Annotated in this window: 5 protein-coding genes; 1 reads left to right on the forward strand and 4 read right to left on the reverse strand. The window is 48.3% G+C overall.

Annotation, left to right across the window (positions count from 1 at the left end; translation table 11 throughout):
- Positions 1-447 precede the first annotated feature (447 nt).
- Positions 448-837 (reverse strand): glycine cleavage system protein GcvH, encoded by a 390-nt coding sequence (gene gcvH / locus H6F50_RS06945; RefSeq protein ID WP_190427863.1) that lies wholly within the window; start codon positions 835-837, stop codon positions 448-450.
- A gap of 84 nt (positions 838-921) precedes the next feature.
- Here gcvH and H6F50_RS06950 point away from each other — a divergent pair, with 84 nt between their 5' ends.
- Positions 922-1,764, forward strand: coding sequence for an alpha/beta hydrolase (locus H6F50_RS06950; RefSeq protein ID WP_190427864.1), 843 nt, complete (start codon positions 922-924; stop codon positions 1,762-1,764).
- A 70-nt stretch (positions 1,765-1,834) separates the two neighbouring features.
- On the opposite strand, the gene H6F50_RS06955 is transcribed toward H6F50_RS06950, so the two are convergent.
- The 3 genes from H6F50_RS06955 to H6F50_RS06965 form a co-directional block, all read right to left on the reverse strand.
- A complete protein-coding gene (locus tag H6F50_RS06955) occupies positions 1,835-2,869 on the reverse strand; it encodes a M28 family peptidase (RefSeq protein ID WP_190427865.1) in 1,035 nt (344 codons plus the stop codon).
- A 4-nt stretch (positions 2,870-2,873) separates the two neighbouring features.
- A complete protein-coding gene (gcvT, locus tag H6F50_RS06960) occupies positions 2,874-4,025 on the reverse strand; it encodes a glycine cleavage system aminomethyltransferase GcvT (protein ID WP_347277140.1) in 1,152 nt (383 codons plus the stop codon).
- A gap of 416 nt (positions 4,026-4,441) precedes the next feature.
- Positions 4,442-7,363 carry a tetratricopeptide repeat protein gene (locus tag H6F50_RS06965; RefSeq protein WP_190427867.1) on the reverse strand — a complete coding sequence of 974 codons (2,922 nt, stop codon included), beginning with the start codon at positions 7,361-7,363 and terminating at the stop codon, positions 4,442-4,444.
- Between the last annotated feature and the right edge of the window lie 46 nt (positions 7,364-7,409).

The following is a 7,409-nucleotide window of genomic DNA, read 5'->3' on the forward strand; positions in this document are numbered from 1 at the left end:
CTCGATCGCTTGGATCACCTTCTGACGCAGGTCATAACTATAGGGGTTTGCCATGAGCAGCTTGAATAACTTCAGGACAACAGGTGATCTCTACTCTACGTCCTAACTATCTTGGCGGTTGCTATATTTATAGGACTTACGCAGAGATCCCCCTTGCATCCCCCTTTAAAAGGCTACGGTGTACAGACATCTTTGGTTAAGTGGCAAAACGTTGATCGATCCCCCTAAATCCCCCTTTTTAAGGGGGACTTTGACATTTATTTCCCCCCTTTTTAAGGGGGGATTCGGGGTCCCCTCTGGGGATAGGGGGGATCAAAACGGGACTTGCAAGTTCAAGAAGACTTGTGTGTACACCGTAGCCTTTAAAAAGGGGACTTTTCCGGCTCGTCCGAAAAATAGGGGGTTAGGGGATCTCGGCTTCAAGCTTTCAGTGTGTAAGTCCCGGATCTACTCTCCTTCCACCTGCGAACGATACTCCTCTGCCGATAAAGCCTCATCCAGCTCATCAGGGTCGTTAATCCGAACTTTTAAAAACCATCCTTCGCCGTAAGGATCTTCCGATACGTGTTCCGGAGCTTCCAAGATGGCAGTATTGCGTTCTATAACTGTCCCGCTGACCGGGGCATACATATCTTCAACCGCTTTCACCGATTCAATTGTCCCAAAACTCTCTCCCTTTGAGAGGGCGTCTCCGACTTCTGGCAAATCCAGAAATACAATATCGCCCAGCTGATCGATTGCAAAGGCGCTGATGCCAATTGTGGCAATTTCACCCTCCAGTCGCACATACTCGTGAGAATCCAGATATTTTAGGTCTTCAGGATATTCCAGAGCCATTGCACTTCCTTCCTCAAATACGCGCTCAAATAGCTTTAACCAGCCATTAAGTTTACAGCTTCAAACCGTAATATCAGAAACATTATGGATAAGAAAAAGCTTAAACGCCTGCTTTTCGGTGAATTTTCTGTTAAAAGACTTATGCGCTCTGCCATTTTCATCTACGCTTTTCTTTGCTTCTACGCCTATTTCTTTTCCGATAGGATGATTTTTGTGCCCCAGCCGTCCAGCTATCGGGACAGTAGCGAGATTCTCAAGCTAACCACAACGGATGGCGTGCAAATCTCGGCAGCTTATCTGCCCAATCCCAATGCCACTTACACAATTTTATATAGTCACGGTAACGCTGAAGACTTATTTGATGTGCTGTCGGTGCGTCAAGGTTTGCGGAACATGGGTTTTGCCGTCTTTTCGTATGATTATCGCGGTTATGGAACCAGTCAAGGAACGCCTACCGAGCGCAATTCTTATCGGGATATCGACGCGGCTTATACTTATCTGACTCAGCAACTAGGTGTGCCACCGAATCGAATTATTGCTTATGGGCGTTCGGTGGGAAGTGGACCAACGGTGGATTTGGCTTCTCGTCAACCGCTTGCGGGTTTAATTGTGGAAAGTGGGTTTATTACGGCGTTTCGAGTGCTGACGCACATCCCGATTGTGCCCTTTGATCGGTTCCGCAATCTCGACAAGATTAAAAAGGTGCGTTGCCCAGTTTTGGTCATGCACGGGAAGCGGGATGAAGTGATTCCCTTTTGGCACGGGGAGCAACTTTTTGCGGCTGCTAACGAACCGAAGCGCTTTTTGTGGGTGGATGAAGCCGGTCACAATGACTTTAGCTGGGTGGCAGCACAACAGTCTGAGAAAGCTGTGCGGGAGTTTGCCCAGTTGGTGGATCAGTTTCAGCGCAATTTGCCCAGAGGCTGAGGCTTGGGGATAGGCACACTCCCCGCAGGCTTGACGGAAGGAGCGGTTGAAGCCGTGCAGATAACCTTGATTACTGACTCCCCGCCAAGTCGGCAACAACGCCCTCTAATCCAGCCACCACCCGCGCCAAACGGTCGTAATCAATTTTATCGGGGGTATCTTGTGAAGTGTGATAGTGGGGGTAACGGGAGGGTGCAGTGTCTGTGACGATGATGCCGGGATAACCTTGCTGCCAGAAAGACCATTGATCCGACCAGCCGACGCCGGGAATACTTTCTGGGAGGGCGGCACCTTCGGAGGGGAACTTCGCGTGACGACGGAAAGAGGCGATCGCTTTCCTCACCAAATTAGCAGAGGTTGGGTTGCTCACAAAGGCAATAAAGTTACCCTGTGAGGGATAAAACAGGCTCAAAGGAAATGGGTATTTCTGGGTTCCTGGCTTGTCGGAGTAGTAGCCGATTGTTTCCAAACTGAGCATGGCGACAATATTTTCACCGGCGTTGCGGCAACGTTTGGCATAAACGACGCTTCCCATTTCCGGCGTCTGGAAAAATGGCGGTTCCTCATTCACAAACTCAACGAAGCGCAGAGTTCGGGAAGTCTTTTTTCCAGTAAAGGCACGCGCCAACTCTAGGACGGCTGCGGCACCCGTGCCGTTATCATTGGCACCGGGACTTCCAAATACAGAGTCATAGTGACCTCCAATCACCACAATCTCGTCGGCTCGATTTGTCCCGACAATCTCGGCTTCTAGGTTGTAGTAGGTATTCTCAGCAATTTTGTATCCTTGCCGTTGCACTTTATAGCCAGCACTGCTCAAAGATACTTCCAAGAAATCAGCCGCCGCCGCCAGATTCTTATAGTTCGAGAAGTTGTGTTCTCCCAGTTCCCCGGCAATCTTTTCCACATCCTGGCGGAGGGCATCTCGCAGCGTTTCCTCCTGCGGAGTCAGCGGCGGCAATGCAGCTTGGTAACTGACTCCGGGCATCCAAATCGATGTAAACCACGCCCAAGCGGCTACGCCCAGAAGAATGCCAATGATGGCAAGCCTAGTCAATGCCGCCCGATTCACCAACCACCTTCTCCACCCACCTCGGTTCGCCATACATTTACTTGCTCGGAAGACGACTGGGGGAGCGGTAAAAAGGTTTTTTAACGACAACGGCTGGATAAGCTTTGCCCCGAATTTCTACCTCCAATTCCTGACCAATCTGAGCCAGATTCGGAGGAACATAGGCGAGGGCGATGGGTTGCCCTACCGTTGGTGCTAGCGTGCCACTGGTGACGACGCCCACGGCTTCACCGTTCGCTAGCACCGGGTAGCCATGACGTGCAATAAAACGCCCCTGCATTTGCAGCCCTACCAAGCGTCGTTCTAGTCCATTTGCCTTCTGTTTTTCTAAGACTGGACGCCCGATAAAATCGCCTTTCGTATCCAGATGAACCAGCCAACCCAATCCAGCTTCTAATGGGGTGGTGCTTTCATCCATATCTTGCCCGTAGAGGCCCATTGCTGCTTCCAGGCGCAGGGTGTCTCTGGCACCGAGTCCGCAGGGTACGACGCCAGCCGTGAAGAGACTGCGCCACAAGTCTACCCCCACTTCTGGGTCTACCATGACTTCAAATCCATCCTCTCCGGTGTACCCAGTCCGGGCGATGAACGCTGGCTCATTCAAGACGGTTGCTTCTAAATGTCCAAATGCCTTAATCGGCGTCAGGTCTTCCTTGACAAATTCTTGAAGATATGCGAGCGCTTGTGGTCCCTGAACGGCAATCAAAACTTTTGCCAGGGAAAGATCCTCGAAATCAATTTGAGTGGTTTCGAGTTGGGCAAACAGCCATGCTTTGTCTCTGGATCGGGTGGCGGCGTTGACAATCATCGCGCCTCGCTGTTCGCCGTCTGCATCTTCGCCCTGATAATAGAAGATGATGTCGTCCAATATGCCGCCATGAGAATTCAGTAGGACGGTGTACTGAGATTCACCGGCTTTCAGGCGGCTTAAATCTGAGGGAACTAGCGGCTGTAAGGACGAAATCAGTTGTTTTCCCTTGAAGGTAAATTTCCCCATGTGGGAGATATCGAACATTCCCGCTGTGGTGCGGACTGCCAAATGTTCTTGTCCGATTCCGGTGTATTGTACGGGCATTTCCCAGCCGGAAAAGGCAGTCAATCGGGCTTTTTGTTCGAGGGCAAGTTCATACAGGGGAGTACGGGCAAGCGCGATCGCCGTCTCTGGATGCAATTCTTCTGACTTAGCCACAGATAGTCATTCCGTCGCAGGTGGATATCTTTTATCCTACGGGATGCTTCTTGCTTGAGCAGTATAAAACGGCAGGTAGCGATCGCACTCTTTGGATGTGGTGATGCGATCGCGCTCTCTTGATGCGGTGGATGCGATCGCACTCTTTAATGCGGTGGATAATGCGGTGGATGAGATCGCGCTCTCTTGATGTGGCGGATGCGATAGCGAAGCGCTGACTTGTCAGTTCACGCTTTCACTCAGTCCCTGTAATTTTTGTAGCTTGGCGATTGGAAATCGCAGCTACACAGACGAAACCCGCCTTCGCGGGTTAAATAAAATTTATTAGTCCGTGCAAGCAGACTTTGTTTGTATAGTCGCGAATTACATTTGCCAGGGTATATTTGGTTCCCAGGATTTCCCAGAGGCGATCGCTCTCATCCTGGCGAATTATCCTCAGATTCTTCCATCATTGCTATCAATTGTGCCAATATTTGCTCACCCAAAGGATGCTCCCGCAACGCCTCTATATTAAACCGATTCTCCACATTTCTTGCCTCTAAAAAAATTGCAAAATTTCCTTTAAATTTCACCGTATTCGGATGATTATCTCCTAAGCTACGGTGACAAATTTCAATCGCTTGCAGCAACAATGGTTCCGCTTCGCCGTAGCATCCTTGACTATAGTAGAGACCAGCTAAGTTGTGGAGGTCGGTAGCAATTTGGGGATGGTCGGGGAGAAGACTTTTTTTATCGATGTCAAGTGCTTGCAGAAACAATGGTTCCGCTTCGCCGTAGCGTCCTTGAGATTTGTAGAGACTGGCTAAGTTGTTGAGATGGATGGCAATTTGAGGATGGTCGGGGGGAAGACTTTTTTTATCGATGTCAAGTGCTTGCAGAAACAATGGTTCCGCTTTGCTGTAGCGTCCTTGACTATAGTAGAGTCCCGCTAAGTTGTTGAGGTCGGTAGCAACTTGGGGATGGTTGGTGGGAAGACTTTTTTGAGCGATGTCAAGTGCTTGCAGAAGCAATGGTTCCGCTTCGCTGTAGCGTCCTTGACTATAGTAGAGACCAGATAAGTTGTTGAGATCGGTGGCAATTTGGGGATGGTCGGGGGGAAGACTTTTTTTATCGATGTCAAGTGATTGCAGAAGCAATGGTTCCGCTTCGCTGTAGCGTCCTTGATCAGAGTAGAGTAAAGCTAAGCTGTTGAGATGGATGACAATACTGGGATAATCGGGGTGAAGACTTTTTTGAGCGATGTCAAGTGCTTGCAGAAACAATGGTTCCGCTTCGCTGTAGCGTCCTTGACTTCGGTAGAGACCAGCTAAGCTGTTGAGATGGGTGGCAATTTGGGGATGGTTGAGGGGAAGACTTTTTTGAGCAATGTCAAGTGCTTGCAGAAACAATGGTTCCGCTTCGCTGTAGCGTCCTTGACTATAGTAGAGACCAGCTAAGTTGTTGAGACCGATGGCAATTTGGGGATGGTCGGCAGTCAAACTTTTTTGAGCGATGTCAAGTGCTTGCAGAAACAATGGTTCCGCTTCGCTGTAGCGTCCTTGACTATAGTAGAGACCAGCTAAGCTGTTGAGACTGGCGGCGACATCGGGATATTCTGCACCGAGGCGACTTTTAACTACTTCTACACACTGTTTTAACCAAGGTTCTGCCTGCTGATAAAATCCTTGACCATTATAGAACCTACCTAAGCCTGTGAAAGACCAAATTAAATCCTCATCGTTAATATATTCAATCAGATAGTTAGCCGCTTCTTCTATATGGGGAATTACCGGACTGAAATTGATAATATCTTCGCAAGTAGGCTGCTGAGGAATTTCCCTTGCCACTGCTACCATCAGCGCCGCAAATTGGCGTTTCAATTCCTCCGCTTCGGCTGACTTATTTAACTTCTGTTGGAAAAATTGTCGAATCAACGGATGCAAACGATAAGTTTCTTCCCCCAAGTGTTGTAACAAGTGCAAACTGATTAAATCGCTTAGCGCTTTTTCCCAGGTTTCTTGTTCTTCATCATCCTCTATCTCTAAAGATAGAGGAATCGGAGCCAAAGCATACAAACTCAGCCAAGCACCGATAGTTTGTGCATTATCATCCAACTGTTCCCAACTCAAATCAAAAGCTGCTGCCACCCCCAATTCATAACGCATTAACGGGTCAGGTTTCTGGATCGCTTCGTGTTCCAGTCGCTTTCTTTCCAATCGCGCCAGTAGTTTCTCCAGCAGCAAATTCGGCTGTTGATCCAGATATCTACCAACTAACTCTAACCCCAAAGGCAAATATCCCAACCATTCACAAAGTTTTCTCGCTACCCAAGCTTCGCGTTTTAGCCGTTCCCTGCCAATTATTGATTCTAATAACTTCATCGCCGCCAAAGGTTTCAGCACATCTAGCCGTAACTGCGGCAAAGATGATCCAAACTGAACTCTCGTCGTCAGCAATACTTTAAATCGAGATAATTCCGGCGGCGGCAAATAAGGCTTGACTTGTTGTTTGTAGTCGGTGACATCATCTAACACAATTAAAACATTGCCGGGATGCCATTTCTCCCAACAAAACTCCAATTGCTCCGTTAATTCCCAATCTTGCGGTGGGTCAATTTCAAATTTCAACTGGAAAAACCTAATAATGCCAGTTCCCGTATTTCCCTGTGCAGATAGCCAGCAAACGCCACCCGCGTAACTTGATAAATACTGTCTTGCATACTGAGTAGCGAGTTCCGTTTTACCCACGCCACCCATCCCAGCCACAGCAGCGATACCGACTTGCTTATTTTCCTGCAACAACTGGTGAACTTTTAACAATTCTTCAGTGCGTCCGACAAATTCTTTGGCACCGCTGGGAGGAATATTGTTAGCAACAGATTTTGATTCCCCTTCCACGGTTTTAAGGTCAGTAGATGTAGCGGTTAGGTCATGGATTTGCAGCTTAATCTTCTTAGCAATAACTTGAGATTTTGGCGGTCTTTTATTTTCCCACTCAATATCAAATTGCCTCAGATTCGCCTCTTTATGTTTGTGCCACAGCTTCAAAGTAAAGTGCCAATCTTCCGAACCTCTGATTGAGGTACGGTTATCTTCTAAAACTTTTAAATAATCTTCCAGACGTTTTAGCGCTTCCCGAACTTGCGCTTGGGTTAACTGACCTTCGTATTTGTCTTTTGCAGTTAGTTCTTCCAGATAGCGCCGCTTTGTCCTAATTACCAACTGCGTCTCGCTTTGCCAGTTGAAATCAATTCCGAGTTTATCGCCATCCTCAAATTCATCATCAACATAATCTAGCAACGCCTCAAACAGACGCTTCACCCGCGCCTTGACATCATCACCCAGAGAACGTCGCGCCATAGATTAAGTCCAAAGATTTTGCCACAAAGTTTGGGGATAACCCTAA

Origin of the sequence: Coleofasciculus sp. FACHB-712 (assembly GCF_014695635.1) — a bacterium.
Lineage (GTDB): Bacteria > Cyanobacteriota > Cyanobacteriia > Cyanobacteriales > FACHB-T130 > FACHB-T130.

What these genes read in the sequence shown, in the direction of transcription:
- H6F50_RS06955 (WP_190427865.1), bottom strand. Translation starts at nt 2,869, where the DNA reads ATGGCGAACCGAGGTGGGTGGAGAAGGTGGTTGGTGAATCGGGCGGCA.
- gcvH (WP_190427863.1), bottom strand. Translation starts at nt 837, where the DNA reads ATGGCTCTGGAATATCCTGAAGACCTAAAATATCTGGATTCTCACGAG.
- H6F50_RS06950 (WP_190427864.1), top strand. Translation starts at nt 922, where the DNA reads ATGGATAAGAAAAAGCTTAAACGCCTGCTTTTCGGTGAATTTTCTGTT.
- H6F50_RS06965 (WP_190427867.1), bottom strand. Translation starts at nt 7,363, where the DNA reads ATGGCGCGACGTTCTCTGGGTGATGATGTCAAGGCGCGGGTGAAGCGT.